At 69.0% G+C, this 19554-nt stretch carries 15 protein-coding genes; 3 read left to right on the forward strand and 12 right to left on the reverse strand.

From position 1 onward, the window contains the following. Positions 1-239: 239 nt before the first annotated feature. The 3 genes from ABD932_RS30525 to thyX form a co-directional block, all read right to left on the reverse strand. A complete protein-coding gene (locus ABD932_RS30525) occupies positions 240-1925 on the reverse strand; it encodes a ribonuclease J (RefSeq protein WP_345017531.1) in 1686 nt (561 codons plus the stop codon). A 157-nt stretch (positions 1926-2082) separates the two neighbouring features. After that, positions 2083-2982 carry a 4-hydroxy-tetrahydrodipicolinate synthase gene (dapA, locus tag ABD932_RS30530; RefSeq protein WP_345017533.1) on the reverse strand — a complete coding sequence of 300 codons (900 nt, stop codon included), beginning with the start codon at positions 2980-2982 and terminating at the stop codon, positions 2083-2085. Positions 2983-3215: 233 nt separating this feature from the next. Beyond that, complete coding sequence (thyX, locus tag ABD932_RS30535; protein ID WP_126395501.1) at positions 3216-3956, reverse strand: FAD-dependent thymidylate synthase; 741 nt, start codon at positions 3954-3956, stop codon at positions 3216-3218. Positions 3957-4156: 200 nt separating this feature from the next. On the opposite strand from thyX, the gene ABD932_RS30540 reads away from it, so the two are divergent. Further along, positions 4157-4393, forward strand: a complete 237-nt coding sequence (locus ABD932_RS30540) for a hypothetical protein (RefSeq protein WP_345017535.1) — start codon at positions 4157-4159, stop codon at positions 4391-4393. A 90-nt stretch (positions 4394-4483) separates the two neighbouring features. After that, entirely contained in the window at positions 4484-5038 is a 555-nt protein-coding gene (locus tag ABD932_RS30545) for a hypothetical protein (RefSeq protein WP_345017537.1), read from the forward strand. Positions 5039-5198: 160 nt separating this feature from the next. Here ABD932_RS30545 and ABD932_RS30550 read toward each other — a convergent pair whose 3' ends face one another. The 6 genes from ABD932_RS30550 to eccD all read right to left on the reverse strand — a co-directional run bounded on the left by ABD932_RS30550 (position 5199) and on the right by eccD (position 12443). Then, positions 5199-5651, reverse strand: a complete 453-nt coding sequence (locus ABD932_RS30550; protein ID WP_345017539.1) for a tetratricopeptide repeat protein — start codon at positions 5649-5651, stop codon at positions 5199-5201. A gap of 14 nt (positions 5652-5665) precedes the next feature. Beyond that, a complete protein-coding gene (gene dapB / locus ABD932_RS30555) occupies positions 5666-6418 on the reverse strand; it encodes a 4-hydroxy-tetrahydrodipicolinate reductase (RefSeq protein ID WP_345017541.1) in 753 nt (250 codons plus the stop codon). A gap of 50 nt (positions 6419-6468) precedes the next feature. Then, positions 6469-7776: a M16 family metallopeptidase gene (locus tag ABD932_RS30560; RefSeq protein ID WP_345017544.1), complete on the reverse strand. Its 1308-nt coding sequence runs from the start codon at positions 7774-7776 to the stop codon at positions 6469-6471. A gap of 52 nt (positions 7777-7828) precedes the next feature. After that, on the reverse strand, positions 7829-10051 hold the full coding sequence (locus tag ABD932_RS30565; RefSeq protein ID WP_345017546.1) for a polyribonucleotide nucleotidyltransferase: 2223 nt from the start codon (positions 10049-10051) through the stop codon (positions 7829-7831). A gap of 363 nt (positions 10052-10414) precedes the next feature. Beyond that, positions 10415-10702, reverse strand: a complete 288-nt coding sequence (gene rpsO, locus ABD932_RS30570) for a 30S ribosomal protein S15 (protein ID WP_033529274.1) — start codon at positions 10700-10702, stop codon at positions 10415-10417. Positions 10703-10979: 277 nt separating this feature from the next. Then, a complete protein-coding gene (gene eccD / locus ABD932_RS30575; RefSeq protein ID WP_345017552.1) occupies positions 10980-12443 on the reverse strand; it encodes a type VII secretion integral membrane protein EccD in 1464 nt (487 codons plus the stop codon). Between the two features lie 262 nt (positions 12444-12705). Here eccD and eccCa point away from each other — a divergent pair, with 262 nt between their 5' ends. Then, on the forward strand, positions 12706-16644 hold the full coding sequence (eccCa, locus tag ABD932_RS30580; protein WP_345017554.1) for a type VII secretion protein EccCa: 3939 nt from the start codon (positions 12706-12708) through the stop codon (positions 16642-16644). A gap of 201 nt (positions 16645-16845) precedes the next feature. Here the strand turns inward: eccCa and ABD932_RS30585 are convergent, their stop codons facing one another. From ABD932_RS30585 to ABD932_RS30595, 3 genes are all read right to left on the reverse strand, one after another. Next, positions 16846-17448 carry a hypothetical protein gene (locus ABD932_RS30585; protein ID WP_345017556.1) on the reverse strand — a complete coding sequence of 201 codons (603 nt, stop codon included), beginning with the start codon at positions 17446-17448 and terminating at the stop codon, positions 16846-16848. Between the two features lie 63 nt (positions 17449-17511). Next, the gene (locus tag ABD932_RS30590) at positions 17512-18402 is read right to left on the reverse strand and encodes a hypothetical protein (protein ID WP_345017558.1); all 891 of its coding nucleotides are present in this window, start codon (positions 18400-18402) and stop codon (positions 17512-17514) included. A 27-nt stretch (positions 18403-18429) separates the two neighbouring features. Continuing rightward, positions 18430-19551, reverse strand: coding sequence for a hypothetical protein (locus ABD932_RS30595; protein ID WP_345017560.1), 1122 nt, complete (start codon positions 19549-19551; stop codon positions 18430-18432). Positions 19552-19554: the final 3 nt, after the last annotated feature.

Here is a 19554-nt window from a genome sequence, read left to right on the forward strand (position 1 = left end):
TCTCGATCCGATTTCCTCGGTGCTTTCCAGGTTTCCGCTCTCGCGTTTCCCTTTCCGGCGACTCCGACTTTATCAGAGATTCTGAGTCGGAATTCCCGCCCCCTCCGGGAGCTGGTTCCGGTGAACGAAGCTGCCGGGTTCCCGTTCAGGCGGAGCCGTAAACGTACTGGAGCGGGGCGCCTCGATGCAAATCGAGGCGCCCCGCTCCGGATTCGCCTGGTCGAGCGTCCGACGGACCGTCAGACCTCCACCACCACAGGCAGGATCATCGGCCTGCGGCGGTACGTGTCCGAGACCCACTTGCCCAGGGTCCGGCGTACCAGCTGCTGCAGCTGGTGGGGTTCGACCACACCGTCCTGGGCCGACCGCTCGAGCACCTCCGTGATCCTCGGGACGACGTCCCCGAAGGCGGAGTCGTCGATGCCGGAGCCACGGGCCTGGATGTGCGGGCCACCCGTGATCTTGCCGGTGGAGGAGTCCACCACCACGAAGACCGAGATGATGCCCTCGTCGCCGAGGATCTTGCGGTCCTTCAGGGCCGGCTCGCCCACGTCGCCGACCGAGAGGCCGTCGACGTACACGTATCCCGCCTGGACCTTGCCGGAGATCTTGGCCTTGCCCTCGATGAGGTCGACGGCGACGCCGTCCTCGGCGATGACGATGCGGTCGTGCGGGACGCCGGTCAGGGCGCCCAGTTCGGCGTTGGCGCGCAGGTGGCGCCATTCGCCGTGCACCGGCATCAGGTTCTTCGGGCGGCAGATGTTGTAGAAGTACAGCAGCTCGCCCGCTGACGCGTGGCCCGAGACGTGGACCTTCGCGTTGCCCTTGTGGACGACGTTCGCGCCCCAGCGGGTCAGGCCGTTGATGACGCGGTAGACCGCGTTCTCGTTGCCGGGGATGAGGGACGACGCCAGGATCACCGTGTCGCCGTGGACGATACGGATCTGGTGGTCGCGGTTGGCCATCCTTGACAGGGCTGCCATCGGTTCGCCCTGCGATCCCGTGCAGACCAGGACCACCTCGCTGTCCGGGAGGTCGTCCAGTGTCTTGACGTCCACGACCAGGCCCGGCGGGACCTTCAGGTAACCCAGGTCGCGCGCGATGCCCATGTTGCGGACCATCGAGCGGCCGACGAAGGCGACCCGGCGGCCGTACTCGTGGGCCGCGTCGAGGATCTGCTGGATGCGGTGGATGTGGCTGGCGAAGCTGGCCACGATGATCCGCTTGCGGGCGCCCGCGAACACCTGGCGCAGGACGTTGGAGATGTCGCGCTCGGGCGGAACGAACCCCGGGACCTCGGCGTTCGTGGAGTCGGAGAGGAGGAGGTCGATGCCTTCCTCGCTCAGCCGCGCGAACGCATGCAGGTCGGTCAGGCGGTTGTCCAGCGGGAGCTGGTCCATCTTGAAGTCGCCCGTGTGGACCACCATGCCGGCCGGCGTACGGATGGCGACCGCCAGGGCGTCCGGGATGGAGTGGTTGACCGCGACGAACTCGCAGTCGAAGGGGCCGATGCGCTCGCGGTTCCCCTCCGCCACCTCGAGGGTGTACGGGCGGATGCGGTGCTCCTGGAGCTTGGCCTCGATGAGGGCGAGGGTCAGCTTGGAGCCGATCAGCGGGATGTCCGGCTTCTCGCGGAGCAGGAAGGGGACGCCGCCGATGTGGTCCTCGTGGCCGTGCGTGAGGACGATGCCCTCGATGTCGTCGAGGCGGTCCCGGATGGACGAGAAGTCCGGCAGGATCAGGTCGATTCCGGGCTGCTCCTCCTCAGGGAAGAGCACTCCGCAGTCGACGATCAGCAGGCGGCCGCCGTACTCGAAGACCGTCATGTTTCGGCCGATTTCGCCGAGGCCGCCGAGCGGGGTGACCCGCAGGCCGCCTTCGGGGAGCGGCGGGGGCGAGCCGAGTTCAGGATGCGGATGACTCAAAAGACTCTCCTCACCACGCGCGCCACGTACCGGTAGGGCACGTGGCGCGCGTGACGTTCGTGCAGAAGCAGTTGTCATTGTGTGTAGGGCGCAGGCACCGGTGGCCCGCTTATTCAGTTGTGGAGTCTGCTGCGCGCCGGGCGCGCCAAGTCTGTTGTCAGAGCTGTACCCCGCCTGCGGCAAGATCGATCTTGAGCTGCTCGATCTCCTCGGGGGAGCACTCGGCCATGGGCGCGCGCAGGGGGCCGGCGGGCAGGCCCTGGAGGGCGAGTGCGGCCTTCGTCGTCATGACGCCCTGGGTGCGGAACATGCCGGTGTAGACCGGGAGCAGCTTCTGGTGGATCTCGGTGGCCTTCTGGACGTCGCCGGAGGTGTACGCCTCGACGAGCGCGCGCAGGTCGGGGGTGACCAGGTGGCCGACGACGGAGACGAAGCCGACCGCGCCCACGGAGAGCAGCGGCAGGTTAAGCATGTCGTCGCCGGAGTACCAGGCGAGGCCGGAGCGGGCGATGGCCCAGCTGGCGCGGCCGAGGTCGCCCTTGGCGTCCTTGTTGGCGACGATCCGCGGGTGCTCGGCGAGGCGGACGATCGTCTCGGTGTTGATCGGGACGCCGCTGCGGCCGGGGATGTCGTAGAGCATGACCGGCAGCTCGGTGGCGTCGGCGATGGCCTTGAAGTGCCGGTACAGGCCCTCCTGCGGGGGCTTGTTGTAGTACGGCGTGACGACCAGGAGGCCGTGTGCGCCCACCTGTTCCGCCGCGCGCGCGAGCTCGAGGCTGTGGTGGGTGTCGTTGGTGCCGACTCCGGCGACGACGTGAGCCCGGTCGCCGACCGCCTCCAGCACGGCTCGTACGAGGTCCGATTTCTCCGCATCGCTGGTGGTGGGCGACTCACCGGTGGTGCCGTTGATGATCAGGCCGTCGTTGCCTGCGTCCACCAGGTGCGTGGCGAGTCGCTGCGCGCCGTCGATGTCGAGTGCGCCGTCCGCCGTGAAGGGCGTGATCATGGCGGTGAGGACCCGCCCGAAGGGGGTCTGCGGAGTGGAGGTCGGAGCCATGGGTTACACGCTACTCGTTGCGCACGGCCTGGTCTGCCCTCGGGGGGTTCGGAAAAGTCAGGACAAAGATGGAGCCCGGCACTGCCTGCTCGGGGGTTCAAGCAGTGCCGGGTCCGTTTGATCAGGCTAGATGAACTTCACTAAATGCCGCAATACGGACACCTCATGAGGCTGGTCCATGCGCCTGCGCTCGGCCGGGGACGGGGTGTGCCCGGCCGGGGAACGCCGGTGCGTTACGGCGCCACGCGGCCGTTCGCGTTGAAGGCGGCGTGCGTCAGCGGCATGAGCTTCGCCCACTGCGCCTCCATCTGCTCGCCCACCATCTCGATCTCCCGCTGCGGGAAGGACGGGACCTTGGCGAGCTCGTGCTGGGTGCGCAGGCCGAGGAAGTGCATCAGCGAGCGGGCGTTGCAGGTGGCGTACATCGAGGAGAACAGGCCGACCGGGAGAACGGAGCGGGCGACCTCGCGGGCGACGCCGGCGGCGAGCATCTCCTGGTAGGCCTCGTACGACTGCCGGTACGAGTCCTCCATGACGCGGCCGACCAGCTCCTGCTGGGCCTGGGTGCCCTCCACGAAGACGTACTTGCCCGGGCGGCCCTCCTGGACCAGCTTGCGGGACTCGTCGGGGACGTAGAAGACGGGCTGGAGCTCGCGGTAGCGGCCGCTCTCCTCGTTGTACGACCAGCCCACGCGGTGCCGCATGAACTCGCGGAAGACGAAGATCGGGGCGCTGATGAAGAACGTCATCGAGTTGTGCTCGAACGGGCTGCCGTGCCGGTCCCGCATCAGGTAGTTGATCAGGCCCTTGGAGCGCTCGGGGTCCTTCTGCAGCTCCTCCAGGGACTGCTCGCCGGCGGTGGAGACGCGGGCGGCCCACAGCACGTCGGAGTCGGCCGCGCTGTGCTTGACCAGCTCGACGGTGACTTCGCTGCGGAAGCTGGGCTTGAGGTCGTCGGCGGGGGTGTCGGTCACGGCTCGGAGGGTCCTTCCATCACTTCGCTGGGCGGCGCCCACTCTACGGGTCGGCACTGACAACAGGGCGTTCGGTGCCGGGTCGCGACATACGTCCGCGAATTTCTGTGAATTCGGTGAAACCGGGCACCATTTGGGGCACTCGCTCGTCTGTGTTGATGACGGTCACTCATACGATCCCGAGAGGAGACGACCTCCCGATGTTCCGTCGGCGCGAGCCCGTTCCCTTCGCCTTCCTCGCCGAAGCCGACCGATTCCGCAGCAATGTCAGTCCCCCGCCCCGCGAGCGGGCGTCCGTCGGTCAGATCGCCGGGCGCTGGCTGCTGGGCCTCACCATCGTCGCCGGGCTCGTGGGCTCGCTGGTGGTCGGCATGCCGGCGCTGTCGACCGACACCGGCGCGCAGACCCAGCAGTCGCAGGCGTCCCAGGGGCGCTGACTCCTTCGGACCCCCAAAGGTGGTGAGGGGGCACCCGGGTCGATAACCTCACCGGGCACAGCCCATGCATGGATTGAGTGAGGACCAGCCGTGCCCCTGCCCTTCCTGACGGCCGACCGCACCTTCGAGGCGGCCGACGATGTCGCGTTGCCCTTCGAGGACCGTGAGCGCTGGCGGCGCCCCTACCGTCCCGGGCCGTGGCGGGTGGGCGTGGCGGCCCTGTGGTTGCTGCTCGCCTCGTACGTGCTGTTCGCGGCGGTCATCATCGCCCTCACCGGCACGGTGACCGGGGCGGCTGTCGTCTTCGGCATCGCCCTGGTGATCATCACCGGCGCCCTGCGGCTGCTGCGCATGGGCGTGTGGGTGAGTGCGCACGGGCTGCGCCAGGTCGGCTTCCTGCTGACGCGTACGGCGCCCTGGGAGCAGGTCGTCGCCGTGCGGACGGTGCAGCAGCCGGTGCGCTGGCTGGGGTTGCCGCGCACGGTGCAGGGGCAGGCGCTGTTGCTGGTACGCCGAGGTCGTGCGGCGGATGACATGCCGGTGCTGATGACCACGCACAATGGGGACTTCCTGGGGCGCGTCGCGGCGTTCGACCGGGCCGCCGACGCAGTCGAGGCGTGGGCCGCGGAGAACTCCCGCGGCTGACCATGACGGTTACGCCGAAGGGGCCGGTCCGCGGTGAATGCGGGCCGGCCCCTTCGGCATACGGCTGAGGAGTCGTGGCGGGACTCGGGGCCACACGGGTCTCGGGGCGCCCTGCGCTCAGAGCATCTTGCCCTCGCTCCTGACCTCGCCCCGGCTGACCTCAGGCCTCGACGGTCTTGCCGTCGTGCAGGGCGATCGCCCGCTGCATGGCCTTGCGGGCGCGCGGGGTGTCGCGGGCGTCGTGGTAGGCCACGGCCAGGCGGAACCAGCTGCGCCAGTCGTCGGGGGCTGCTTCCGTCTCGGCCTTGCGCTTGGCGAAGACCTCGTCGGCCGAGTCGCGGTCGATACGGCCGCTGGGCGTGCGCCTCAGCTCATCGACGGGCAGGGCGCCCTCGGCGTCGAGTTCGGCGGCGAGGGAGTTGGCCTTGCGGACGAACTGGGTGTTCTTCCACAGGAACCAGAGCCCGATCACCGGCAGGATGAGCACCGCCACGCCAAAGGTGACGGTGAGGACCGTGCCGGACTGGATGAGCATCACGCCACGGCTGCCGACCAAGACGAAGTAGACGACCAGGACGGCGGCCGTTATGGCATAGGAGAGCTTCGCGCGCATCAGTGAGTCTCGTGTCAGCCGAGGTCCAGGAAGTGCTCCAGGCCGAAGGTCAGGCCCGGAGTGGTCACCACGCGGCGCGCGCCGAGCAGGATGCCCGGCATGAAGCTGCTGTGGTGGAGGGAGTCGTGGCGGATGGTGAGGGTCTCACCCTCGCCGCCGAGGAGGACCTCCTGGTGGGCCAGCAGGCCGCGCAGGCGGACGGAGTGGACGGGGACGCCGTCGACGTCCGCGCCGCGCGCGCCGTCCAGGGCCGTCTCCGTGGCGTCCGGCGCCGGGGCCGTGCCCGCCTCGGCGCGAGCCGACGCGATGAGCTGGGCCGTGCGCGTGGCCGTACCGCTCGGGGCGTCGACCTTCTTCGGGTGGTGCAGCTCGACGACCTCCACCGACTCGAAGTAGGGCGCGGCGATCTGCGCGAACTTCATGTTCAGGACGGCCCCGATGGAGAAGTTCGGCGCGATGAGCACGCCCGTCTCCGGGGAGGCGGCCAGCCAGCCCTTCAGCTGCGCGAGGCGCTCGTCGGTCCAGCCCGTCGTACCGACGACCGCGTGGATGCCGTGGTTCACGCAGTAGTCGAGGTTGGCCATCACCGAGTCCGGCGTGGTCAGTTCGACGGCCACCTGAGCGCCCGTCTCCGCGAGCGTCTCCAGCTTGTCGCCCCGGCTCAGGGCCGCGACCAGCTCCATGTCCTCGGCGGCCTCGACCGCCCGTACCGCCTCGGAGCCGATACGGCCCTTGGCGCCGAGGACCGCCACGCGCAGCTTGCTCATGTCTCTTGCTTCCTTACGTCGGATGTTCCGAGGTTCCGAGGGCGGACGGGTCAGGCGACGGCGTCGTTCAGCCGGGACGCCTGCTTGTCCTTCAGCGGGCCGATGACCGACAGCGAGGGCCGCTGGCCCAGGATGTCGCGGGCGACCGAGCGGACGTCGTCCGGGGTGACCGCCGCTATCCGAGCCAGCATGTCGTCGACGGACATCTGCTCGCCCCAGCACAGCTCACTCTTGCCGATGCGGTTCATGAGCGCACCGGTGTCCTCCAGGCCGAGGACCGTGGAGCCGCGGAGCTGGCCGATGGCGCGGCCGATCTCGTCGTCGGACAGGCCGTGCTCGGCGACGTGGTCGAGTTCGTCGCGGCAGATCTTCAGCACGTCGTGGACCTGGGAGGGCCGGCAGCCCGCGTACACGCCGAACAGGCCGCAGTCGGCGAAGCCGGACGTGTACGAGTACACGCTGTAGGCCAGGCCGCGCTTCTCGCGGACCTCCTGGAACAGGCGGGACGACATGCCGCCGCCCAGCGCCGTGTTCAGCACGCCCAGCGCCCAGCGGCGATCGTCCGTGCGGGACAGGCCGGGCATGCCGAGGACGACATGGGCCTGCTCGGTCTTGCGGCCGATCAGCTCGACGCGGCCCGCGGTGCGCAGGGCGCGTCGGCCGATGCGGGGAGCGATGGGCTCGGCGTCGCCGTTCTTGAACGCGCCCGCCTTCTCGAAGGCGGCACGGACCTGTCGTACGACCTTGTTGTGGTCGATGTTGCCCGCGGCCGCCACGACGAGGTGCGTCGGGTCGTAGTGCTTCTTGTAGAAGCGGCGGATGCGGTCGGCGGTGAGGGCATTGACCGTGTCGACCGTGCCGAGGACCGGGCGGCCGAGGGGGTTGTCGCCGAACATGGTGTGCGCGAACAGGTCGTGCACGCAGTCGCCCGGGTCGTCCTCGGTCATGGCGATCTCTTCGAGGATCGCACCCCGCTCGACGTTGACGTCCTCTTCGAGGATGAGCGAGCCGGTCAGCATGTCGCAGACGACGTCGATGGCGAGCGGCAGGTCGGTGTCGAGCACGCGCGCGTAGTAGCACGTGTACTCCTTGGCCGTGAAGGCGTTCATCTCGCCGCCGACCGCGTCGATGGCGGACGAGATGTCCAGCGCCGACCTGCGGGTGGTGCCCTTGAAGAGCAGGTGCTCCAGGTAGTGCGTGGCGCCGTTCAGGGCCGGCGTCTCGTCGCGGGAGCCGACGTGCGCCCAGATACCGAAGGTCGCCGAGCGGACCGAGGGCAGGGTCTCGGTGACGATGCGCAGGCCGCCCGGGAGGGTGGTCTTGCGGACCGTGCCGATGCCGTTGGTGCCCTTGATCATGGTTTGGGTACGGGCGAGGNNGGGGGGCCCGTCGCCGTGGAGCTACTCGACGTCACTTGTCGGTGTCGTCCTTCTTGTCCTCGGAGGCCTCTTCCTCGCCCTCGACCACGGGGACGAGCGAGAGCTTGCCGCGGGAGTCGATCTCGGCGATCTCGACCTGGACCTTCTGGCCCACACCGAGGACGTCCTCGACGTTCTCCACGCGCTTGCCGCCGGCCAGCTTGCGGATCTGCGAGATGTGCAGCAGACCGTCCTTGCCCGGGAGCAGGGAGACGAACGCACCGAAGGTGGTCGTCTTCACGACCGTGCCCAGGTAGCGCTCGCCGACCTCGGGCATCGTCGGGTTGGCGATGCCGTTGATCGTCGTACGGGCGGCCTCGGCGGCCGGGCCGTCGGCGGCACCGATGTAGATCGTGCCGTCGTCCTCGATCGTGATCTCGGCGCCCGTGTCCTCCTGGATCTGGTTGATCATCTTGCCCTTGGGGCCGATGACCTCGCCGATCTTGTCGACCGGGATCTTCACGGTGATGATCCGCGGGGCGTTCGGGGACATCTCGTCCGGCGTGTCGATCGCTTCCATCATCACGTCGAGGATGTGGAGGCGGGCGTCACGGGCCTGCTTCAGGGCGGCGGCCAGGACGGAGGCCGGGATGCCGTCCAGCTTGGTGTCGAGCTGGAGGGCGGTCACGAACTCCTTGGTGCCGGCGACCTTGAAGTCCATGTCGCCGAAGGCGTCCTCCGCACCGAGGATGTCGGTGAGGGTGACGTAGTGCGTCTCGCCCTCGATCTCCTGGGAGATCAGGCCCATGGCGATACCGGCGACGGGGGCCTTCAGCGGCACACCGGCGTTCAGCAGCGACATGGTGGAGGCGCAGACCGAGCCCATGGACGTCGAGCCGTTGGAGCTCAGCGCCTCGGAGACCTGGCGGATCGCGTAGGGGAACTCCTCGCGCGTCGGCAGGACCGGGACCAGGGCGCGCTCGGCGAGGGCGCCGTGGCCGATCTCGCGGCGCTTCGGGGAGCCGACGCGGCCGGTCTCGCCGGTGGAGTACGGCGGGAAGTTGTAGTTGTGCATGTAGCGCTTGCGGGTCACCGGCGAAAGGGTGTCCAGCTGCTGCTCCATGCGGAGCATGTTCAGGGTGGTGACGCCCAGGATCTGGGTCTCGCCACGCTCGAACACGGCGGAACCGTGGACCCGCGGGATGGCCTCGACCTCGGCGGCCAGGGTGCGGATGTCGGTGACACCGCGGCCGTCGATGCGCTTCTTCTCCTTGATGACGCGCTCACGGACCAGGGTCTTGGTCAGCGAGCGGTACGCGGCGGAGATCTCCTTCTCGCGGCCCTCGAACTCCGGCAGGAGCTTCTCGGCGGCGAGCGCCTTGACGCGGTCCAGCTCGGACTCGCGCTCCTGCTTGCCGGCGATGGTCAGCGCGGAGGCGAGCTCCGGCTTGACGGCGGCGGTCAGCGCCTCCAGGACGTCGTCCTGGTAGTCGAGGAAGATCGGGAACTCGCCGGTCGGCTTGGCGGCCTTGGAGGCGAGGTCGGCCTGGGCCTTGCAGAGCACCTTGATGAAGGGCTTCGCGGCTTCCAGACCGGCGGCGACGACCTCCTCGGTGGGGGCCTCGGCGCCACCCTGGACCAGCTTGATGGTCCCCTCGGTGGCCTCGGCCTCGACCATCATGATCGCGACGTCGCCGTCCTCCAGGGTGCGGCCCGCGACGACCATGTCGAAGACGGCGTCCTCGAGCTCGGTGTGCGTCGGGAAGGCGACCCACTGGCCGTTGATCAGCGCGACGCGGACGCCGCCGATCGGGCCGGAGAAGGGCAGGCCGGCCAGCTGCGTGGACGCGGACGCGGCGTTGATCGCCACGACGTCGTACAGGTGGTCGGGGTTGAGCGCCATGATCGTGGCGACGACCTGGATCTCGTTGCGCAGGCCCTTCTTGAAGGACGGGCGCAGCGGGCGGTCGATCAGGCGGCAGGTGAGGATGGCGTCCTCGGAGGGACGGCCCTCACGGCGGAAGAAGCTGCCGGGGATCTTGCCGGCGGCGTACATCCGCTCCTCGACGTCCACCGTCAGCGGGAAGAAGTCGAGCTGGTCCTTGGGGTTCTTGGAGGCGGTGGTGGCCGACAGCACCATGGTGTCGTCGTCCAGGTACGCCACGGCGGAACCGGCGGCCTGCTTGGCCAGGCGGCCCGTCTCGAAGCGGATGGTGCGGGTGCCGAAGGAGCCGTTGTCGATGACGGCCTCGGCGTAGTGGGTCTCGTTCTCCACTAGCGTTTTCTCCGTTACTTTGTCGTCTTTTGTCCCGTCGCTGCCCGTGTGGCAGGGGGACGGTGGCGGAGAAGCGCTCCGTGCGGTGCGGGCCGGTCTTCGATCGAAGCACCCGGGGCTCGCTTCCCCCCGGGGGCCACTACCGAGGACCGGCGGCGGCTAGGTGCGCTTCTCCTCGTTGTGTACGTCGTTCCGTACGTCGTGCTGTACGCCGTACTGTGTCGTGCGTATTGCGTTGTGCTACCACACTACAAAGCGTGAGTGACACTCCGCATGTTTCCGAACGTACGGCAATACTTTCCGTACGTACGGCAAAGGGAGCGGCCCCCGATCGTCACGGGAACCGCTCCCCTTCACGGCGTCTTACTTGGCGCCCGCCGCACCGCGGCGGATGCCGAGGCGGTCGACCAGCGTACGGAAGCGCTGGATGTCCTTCTTGGCCAGGTACTGCAGCAGACGGCGGCGCTGACCGACCAGGATCAGCAGACCACGGCGGGAGTGGTGGTCGTGCTTGTGGGTCTTGAGGTGCTCGGTCAGGTCCGAGATACGACGCGAGAGCATCGCGACCTGGACCTCGGGGGAGCCGGTGTCGCCCTCCTTGGTACCGAACTCGCTGATGATCTGCTTCTTCGTAGCGGCGTCGAGCGACACGCGTACTCCTCATGTTCTGTGGTTGCCGCCGAGTGCCCCTGGTCTTCATCTCAGGGAAGCTTCCGTGACTCGGGAGGCGGGGATCCGCTGGGTGCAGCCCCAGGTGAACCGGGGGCGCAAACACAGACGGCCGTCACACAGCGTACCAGTCCGGCGGCGCGGCCCCGACCGCGGTATGCGGAGCGGGCACGCGTGATCGTCGTGGGGTACGCACAGCACAGCGGCTGCCACCCTCGCAGGTGACAGCCGCTGTGCGCTGTTCGAGGCCGGTCGGCAGTCAGCTGGTCATGCCCCGGGCGGCCGCGTACAGGTCGAGCACGGCCAGGCAGAGCGGGACGAGCGACAGCAGAACCGCTCCTTCGCTCAGGTCGAGCATGCGCCCCCAGAAGGGGGTCACGCCCTTGCGCGGGACGATCAGGGCGATGGACACCAGGAGCATGGCGGCCAGGGCCACAGCGGCGGAGAGCCAGATGGTGCGGATGTCCAGCGGGGCGCTGTTCTTGTTGTAGAGCAGCTCCTTCAGGATGTCGGCCGGCGGGTTCAGGGCGAGGCCGAGCACCAGCAGGCAGATCGTGATGATGCCGGAGACCATCAGGGTCACGACCTGGGACGTGTACAGGAAGAGGCGGGCCCGCATCAGCAGGGCGAGGCCGGCCGCCAGCGACAGCAGCTGGGCCCAGCCGCTGGTGGAGAAGCCGAGCACCACACCCGCGGAGGCGACGCCGCCGACCGCGCAGCCGCCGACGAGGCCGAGCAGCAGTTCGTGCCCGCGGCGCGCCTGGTCGTTGATGACCTGGAAGTCGACGGGCTCCTGCTCCTGCTGGTCCTCGGAGCGTCCGCGCTTGGCGATCTGGTCGGGCGAACGGAAGCCGATGGGGAGCTTGGCGAAGCGGGCGGACCAGCCGGGCAGGAAGCCGATGACGGCGATCATGACCACCGCGGTGACGGCGGCGGTCTCACGCGGCTCGGCCTCGGTGACGATCGCCAGGAAGGTGGCGAGGACGCCGACGCCGGCGGCGAACGCGGCGGCGATGAAGGGCGCGTCGTTCTGAGGCAGCATCAGGACGAGCAGCACCGCGGCGACGAGGACGACCGAGAGCCCGATGAGGAGGTGCAGCCGTCCGGGTCCCTCGCCGGCGGAGACGCCCACGATGCCCGAGCCGCCCACCATCAGGTGGGGCAGCGAGGCCAGGCCCAGGGCGGCCGCCGCGAGGTGGTCGTCGTAGACCCGCGCCCGTACGGCGGCGAGCGCGACGAGGACGACTCCGGTGACGCCGGCGATGATGCCCGGCAGGCCGTTCATGTCGTGGGCGATCGGCTCCGAGAACCACAGGGCCAGGGCCATCATGGTCAGCAACAGCCCGCCGGCGACCAGGCCGACGCTGCGCATCATGCGGTCGTTCCAGCTGCGGCGGTCGGTCTCGACGGCGGATGCCACGGCGTCCACGACATCGTCGAAGACCGCCGGCGGCAGTGAGTCCGCGAACGGCCGCAGAAGCAGCAGTTCGCCGTCGCGGATTTGCAGTTCGGCGAGTGAGCGGCCGTCGTCGAGGACGGAGCCGTCCCTGCGTACCAAGTTGTACCCGGTGGGCGCGGCCTCCTCAGGCGTCTGCCCCGAAAGCCGGAGGATCTCCGGGTACACGTCAGAGAGCGGCACATCCTCGGGAAGTGCCACATCGATCCGGCTGTTCGGTGCCGCCACCGTGACTCTGCAGAATCCGGTTGCTGAAACCGTACTCACTGACGGTTCCCCCTCGTCCAGTACTCGGTGATTCGTCGCGGTTTGCCAGGGCGATTCCCGCTCCGCGCTTCGGTTGGAGCGTCACCCTACCGTCCCCACGCGGCATCTCCCCATCCCCTCCCGACTCAACGTCCCCGCAGAACAGTAGGATCAACGCCCGACTCCTGGACCCGGCTTCGACCGGCACGAGTTGGCGTACGTACGGGGGCCGTCACGACGGGGGCGGTTCAAGATTGCGATTGCGTGAAGGACTGGTGGATCGGTGAGCGTCGTCATCGTCAAGCGCCCGCCGCGGGTGTTCCCGCCGGAGGTGCCGAGTGAGGAGGTCAAGCTCGAGTCCCCTCCCGAAATCCCTCGCAACGAGGACGACAGCCTGTTGATGAACCTGCTGCCGATGCTCGGCATGGGTTCGTCGGCGGCGTTCTTCTTCATGCCGGGCGCCCAGGGCTTTATGAAGATCATGGGCATGCTGATGATGGTGTCCACGGTCGCCATGCTGATCGCCCAGATCGTGCGGGCCCGGAAGGGGCCGTCCGGGCAGATGGCCGAGGGGCGGCGGGACTACCTCAAGTACCTGGCCCAGAAGCGGCGTGAGATCCGGCGCACCGCGCACAAGCAGCGCGACGCCCAGTACTACCTCCACCCCGCGCCGGAGCAGCTGTGGGCGCTGGTCGCGGAGGGATCGCGGCTGTGGGAGCGGCGTTCCACTGACCAGGACTTCGCCCAGGTGCGAATCGGTCTCGGCCCGCAGCAGTTGGCGACTCCACTGGTCGCGCCCGAGACGGCGCCGGTGGACGAGCTGGAGCCGCTGACCGCCCATGCGATGCAGCAGTTCATCGCCAGCTACGGCACGATCAACGAACTTCCGCTGGCGATCGGGCTGCGCTCCTTCTACCACGTGACGATCTCCGGCGAGGCGGAGACGGTCTACGGCCAGACCCGGGCGGTGCTCGGCCAACTGGCCTCGCTGCACTCGCCCGAGGACGTGCTGATCGCGGTCGTGGCCGCGCCGGGCGCGGCCGTCGACTGGGAGTGGACCAAGTGGCTGCCGCACATGCAGCACAAGGAGTCCGACGGCGCCGGTACGCGGCGGCTGCTCTGCTACGACCTCGGTGAGCTGGAAGAGGCGATCGCCCACCAGCTGGAGGGGCGGGCCCGCTGGAGCCGGGACGGTCAGCCGGTCCTGGACCAGCCGCACGTGGTCGTCGTGCTGGACGGCGGCGGCGTACCGCCGGACTCGGTCCTCGCCTCGGCGGAGGGCCTGCAGGGCGTGACCATCCTCGAGGTGGTGCCCGGTGAACTCGACGAGCTGCGTGGCTCGCTGTCGGTTCGCGTGTATCCCGACGGCATGGAGCTCGAGGCGGGCACCGGTGTGTTCACCGGCATGCCCGATGTGCTGTCGCAGGCCCAGGCGGAGTCGCTGGCCCGGCAGTTGGCGCCGCTGCGCCTCGGTGCGGCCGACGCGGACGAGCCGCTGCTCGCGAACCTGGACTTCACCGACCTGATGCAGATCGGTGACGCGGCGAGCGTCGACGTCTCGCGTACCTGGCGGCCTCGTACGCTGCACGAGCGGCTGCGTGTCCCGATCGGCCTCGGCGAGAACGGCGAGGCGGTCATGCTGGACATCAAGGAGGCCTCGCAGGAGGGCATGGGCCCGCACGGCCTGTGCGTCGGCGCCACGGGTTCCGGTAAGTCCGAGCTGCTGCGCACCCTGGTGCTGGGCCTCGCGGTGACCCACTCGTCCGAGACGCTCAACTTCGTCCTCGCGGACTTCAAGGGTGGTGCCACCTTCACCGGCATGGGCTCCATGCCGCACGTCTCCGCGGTGATCACCAACCTGGCCGACGAGCTCACGCTCGTGGACCGTATGCGCGACTCCATCACCGGTGAGCTGACTCGCCGCCAGGAACTCCTGCGGCAGTCCGGCAACTACGCCAACATCACCGACTACGAGAAGGCCCGTGCGGCGGGCGCCGCGCTCGACCCGCTCCCGTCGCTCGTCCTGATCATCGACGAGTTCAGCGAACTGCTCGCCGCCAAGCCCGACTTCATCGAGATGTTCATCCAGATCGGCCGAATCGGCCGTTCGCTGGGTGTGCACATGCTGCTCGCCTCGCAGCGACTCGAAGAGGGCAAGCTGCGCGGTCTCGACACGTTCCTGTCGTACCGGATCGGTCTGCGGACCTTCTCGGCGGCGGAGTCCCGTACGGCGATCGGTGTGCCCGACGCCTATCACCTGCCGAACGTGCCCGGCGCGGGCATCCTGAAGTACGACACCGACACGATGGTGCAGTTCAAGGCCGCGTACGTGTCGGGCACCTACCGGCCGAACGGGCCGACGGTCCAGGGCGGCGGACGGATCGACCGCTCCCCGGTGCTGTTCACCGCCGCGCCCGTGCCGGTGCGGATCCTCGCCGAGCCGGAGCCGGAGACCCGTCGGGACCAGGTCGACGACGCGCTCGCCGACACCGTGCTGGACGTCATCGTCAGCCGCCTGGACGGTCAGGGCCCGCCCGCCCACCAGGTGTGGCTGCCGCCGCTGGACGAGCCGTTCAGCCTCGACCAGATCCTGCCGGTGCTCAACATCAGCGCGGAGCGCGGTCTGCACGCCGAGGGCTACCACGCCCAGAGCAAGCTCGTCGTCCCGGTCGGCCTGGTCGACAAGCCCTTCGAGCAGCGCCGTGACGTGATGTACGCGGATCTGTCCGGGTCCGCCGGTCACGCGCTGATCGTCGGTGGTCCGCAGTCCGGCAAGTCGACGCTCGTGCGCACGATGATCACGTCGTTCGCGCTCACGCACACGCCCACCGAAGTGCAGTTCTACGCCCTCGACTTCGGCGGCGGCGGCATGCTCGCCCTGGAGAACCTGGCGCACATGGGCGGCGCGGCCTCCCGTCTGGACCAGGAGAAGGTCCGGCGTACGGTGGCGGAGGTGCACGGCATCCTCAACGCCCGCGAGGAGTTCTTCCGCTCCAAGAGCATCGACTCGATGGCGACGTTCCGTAACCGCCGCGCGCAGGGGCACTACCCCGACCAGCAGTGGGGCGACGTCTTCCTCATCATCGACGGCTGGGGGACGTTCAAGAACGACTACGAGATGCTCGACCCGGTCATCGCGGACATCGCGACCCGCGGTCTCGGTTTCGGTGTTCACCTGATCATCACCGCGACCCGGTACACCGAGATGCGGCCGGCGCTGCGCGACCAGATCCTGAGCCGTCTCGAGTTGCGTCTCGGTGACGCGATGGAGTCGGAGTTCGACCGCAAGCGGGCCGAGAACGTGCCGATGGGCAAGCCCGGTCGTGGTCTGTCCCCGGACAAGCTGGACTACCTCGCCGCCACGCCCCGTATCGACGGGTCGACCGCGGTGGAGGACCTCGCCGACGGTATGGCGAACCTCGTCCAGAACGTCAACAACGCCTGGCAGGGCCCGACGGCGCCCAAGGTGCGGATGCTGCCGACGATGCTGCACGCGTCCGAGCTGCCCGGCGGCGGCGACTTCGGCAGCCGGGGTATCGCGATCGGCGTCGACGAGCTCACGCTGTCCCCGGTATTCGTGGACTTCGAGACCGACCCGCTGTTCGTCATCTACGGCGAGAGCGAGTCCGGCAAGTCCTCGCTGCTGCGGTTCATCGCCAAGCAGGTGTCCGAGCGGTACGCGACCAACAAGGCGCTGTTCGTGGTGTCGGACTTCCGGCGCGCGCTGCTCGGCCAGGTGCCCGAGAGCCACATGTACAAGTACTGCGCCTCGGGTCCGCAGCTGCAGGAGGTCATGGAGTCGCTGGCCGGCTCGATGAGCCGCCGTATGCCCGGGCCGGACGTGACGCCGGACCAGCTGCGCAACCGCAGCTGGTACAACGAGCCGGACGCGTTCATCTTCATCGACGACTACGACCTGGTCGCCACGTCGATGGGCAACCCGATGTCGGTGCTCATGGAGTATCTGCCGTTCGCGCGTGACCTCGGTCTGCGCATCATCCTGGCCCGCACCACCTCGGGTGCTTCGCGGTCGTCCTTCGAGCCGGTCCTCACCCGGATCAAGGAGCTCGGCGCGCAGGGCATCGTGCTCGCCGGTGATCCGTCGGAGGGGCCGGTGTTCAACAACATCAAGGCCGCACCGATGCCGCCGGGACGTGGTCAGTTCATCTCGCGCCGGACGAGCGGGCAGCTTGTTCAGACGGGATATCTGCCGGAGAGCTGATTCGGCTCCGGTTGAGGGGGTGGTCCGGTTCTCCGGGCCACCCCCTCCGCGTTCCGGCCGCCGAACCGGGACAGAGGGAGCGGCGGCGCCTTCCGGATACGGGACGCGGATACACGAAAACCCCGAGGCTCGGAAGCGGGCCAGGGCCGCTCCGGCTCGGGGTGGTCGAGGAACTCCGGCTCAGGGGGAGGAAACTCCGACTCAGCTGGACGAGTCGTGCAGAACCGCCTGTGCGTAGGCCAGGCGAGGATCCAGGCGCTTCACGCGGACCTTGTACTTGTCCGTCGTTCCGTAGAACTTCAAGGGCGCGCGCCCCAGTCCGAGGCCTCCCTTCGTCCGCCACGCAGTGCGCGTGGGCAGAAACCAGTCGGGCCCGCCGTACCCACCGAGGAAGCCGAGCACGTTGTAGATCGCCAACAGTGGGCAGAGCACGACGTACACGACCCACGAGGTGATGGTGCCGCTGCGGCCGACCAGTTTCGTGCCGTTCGGCAGGCCCATCTCGTACGGCCGTCGCCACCGTTGGGTTCGGGCGGGTGGCCGCAGCACACCCAGCTCGGCTCCGTCAGGCGCCAGCACGACCAGGATGCCGTCCTCCGAACCGCCCTCCGTCGTCCGCGGGACCACAGAGCACAACGGCTTGAGACCGGCCGGGTCTTCATAGAGGGTGAATCCAGGGCGGAGGTCGTCCGGCGCGAATTCGTTCGGAAGCCCTCGTCCGACCAGGACAGGGCTTTCGCCGCTGACCTTGATGATGTGCCGAAGAACGTAGGCCGCTTTTTCCTGCTCGTCCGCTGAGGGCACATGCACCTTGAACGCGGTAACACTCACAGTTCTGCCTCTGTTTGACTCGTCGCTTCACACCGCTCAAATGCGGGAGTCGAAAAGCTTGCGGAGCTGAGGGGAGAGTTCCGGGACGACGGCACCGGCCGCCTGAGCGCTGGTCAGTTGGTCGAGATACCGTCGCGCCTCCACGGCCAGTTCCCGCTGCCGCTTGCCGAGCCTGTACCCGGCCACCCAGGTCCAGACGCCGAGGGCGACCAGCAGCACGGCGGCGAACGCGGCCGGCACGTCCTTGACCACGGCGTAGCCCACCCCGGCTGCTCCGGCGCCGACGAGGATCCAGCCGCCCTCGTCGTGCCAGCCGCCCTGCTCCGCGATCCGCTCGTACTCCGCGACCGCCGTGGGCTTGGGCGGCAACGGCGCGGGGCCTCCGGCTCCGACCGAGGACCGCGGCCGTCCGGGGGCGGTGCTGCCGCCCGGCGGCGCGGTGAACGGCGGCAGCGGGGCCGCCTCCGTTCCCCCACCCCCACGCCCGGTCAGCCAGGCGGGGACGAAGGCCACGGGCGCGCCGTGCGCGAGGGCCGCCGCGAGGACATGGCGGTAACCCTCGAGGAAGGGGTGACGCAACTTCCGCGTCCCCTGCCGGTAGACACGGACGAAGGCGACGACCGACAACACGAGCAGGGCGGCACCGGGTGCGACGGCGAGCCCGACGTTCTCCGGCTTGCTGAGACCGCCCCACAGCAGCCAGGCCAGCCCGACGGTGCCGGCGAGCGAGGCGGTCCACACCAGTCCGCCACGCGCAGTGCGGCGCAGGGACGCCTCGTGCTCGGCCAGCTGACGTCTGACCGCCTCGTCGTCGAAGTAGTCGTAGCCGTAGGTCCTGCCGAACTCCCGTACGGCGTTGCCCAGCCGGGAGTCCGCGGTCAGCGCACGTGCGCTGACCGGCAGGGGATCACTGCCGTTGTTGCCCATATGGTGGCCGCCTCCTCCGGCCGGGGACTACCCGAAAACGGAGTCGCCCGGGCCACTCACCGTTCGCGTGCAGGGTGCGACGACCTCGATGACGAGCCGTCGTCGGCCGACGACCAGGGTGGCGTCGACTTGGTGCCCGGAGCCACCGGCCGCGGCCAGGGACACGCTCTGGCCCGGTGTGCCCGAGAGCTTGAGCCATCCTTGGCTCTGGAAGGCCTCGCCGAGGCGATCGACGGCGGCGGCCAGCAGCGCGTCGTCGACGTCGTCCACCTGCCAGTGGTGGCGTGCCGTGCACGCCGACCGCAGGCCCTTGGTCCAGCAGTCGGGGCAGGTGATCGCGGACACCACGTTGCCCTCGTCCATACGGCCGCGTACGGCGAGACTGTCGAGGACCCGGCTGGAGTGGGCGTAGAGCTCCTGGACTACGGCAGGGTCGGGCGTCACGTCCAGGACCGGCTCGGCCTGGGAGAGCGCCGCCGCCATCTCGGCTTCCTCCTCCGAGGCCCAGTCCAGCGTCCGGACGATCGTCGCGAAGAGCTCCGAGTAGAGGTCCCAGTCCTCCATGCACGGCGTGGAAAGCTCGAAGACCAGCATGTCGGTGTCGCCGGGCAGCGGAACGTACACCTGGATTTGACCGCGGGGCACCTCCAAGGGCTGCCCGGTGGGGGAAGCCTCTGCGGAGATCGTGAACGGTGCTCCCCCGATCCTCACCACGGCCTGGCTGTCCCCCCTGCCGGAGGGCAGTGAGCTGATCTTGACGTCGTCGTCGGGGTAGGCCCGCTGAAGAGTGGAGAAGGTCTCCGACAGCACATCGTCGGCCTTGGTGTTCTCCAGCGGCATCCGGTAGACCGCGACGGTGGCGGTGCTCGGGCGGCCGTCCATGTCCATGAGGCAGAAGCCGGCGTACTCGGCGCCGGCTTCCTGCAACTGGGCCGTGATCTCCAGGTAGAGGACGAACATCGTGATCTGATCATCCTCGCTGCCGTTCGCGAGAATCGTCGTGACCAGTTCGCCGAGCCGGTCGCCCGCCTCGTCGAGCTCCTCCGCGTCCACGGGGAGTTCGTGGAAGAAGGGCGGCATGATCCAGCCGACATGGAACTTGCCGTTCGGGGCCTGGGAGCCGGCCGTGGCCGTGGTGACTTCGGTCATCTC

It is taken from the genome of Streptomyces shaanxiensis (assembly GCF_039537145.1).
Classification (GTDB): Bacteria; Actinomycetota; Actinomycetes; order Streptomycetales; family Streptomycetaceae; genus Streptomyces; species Streptomyces shaanxiensis.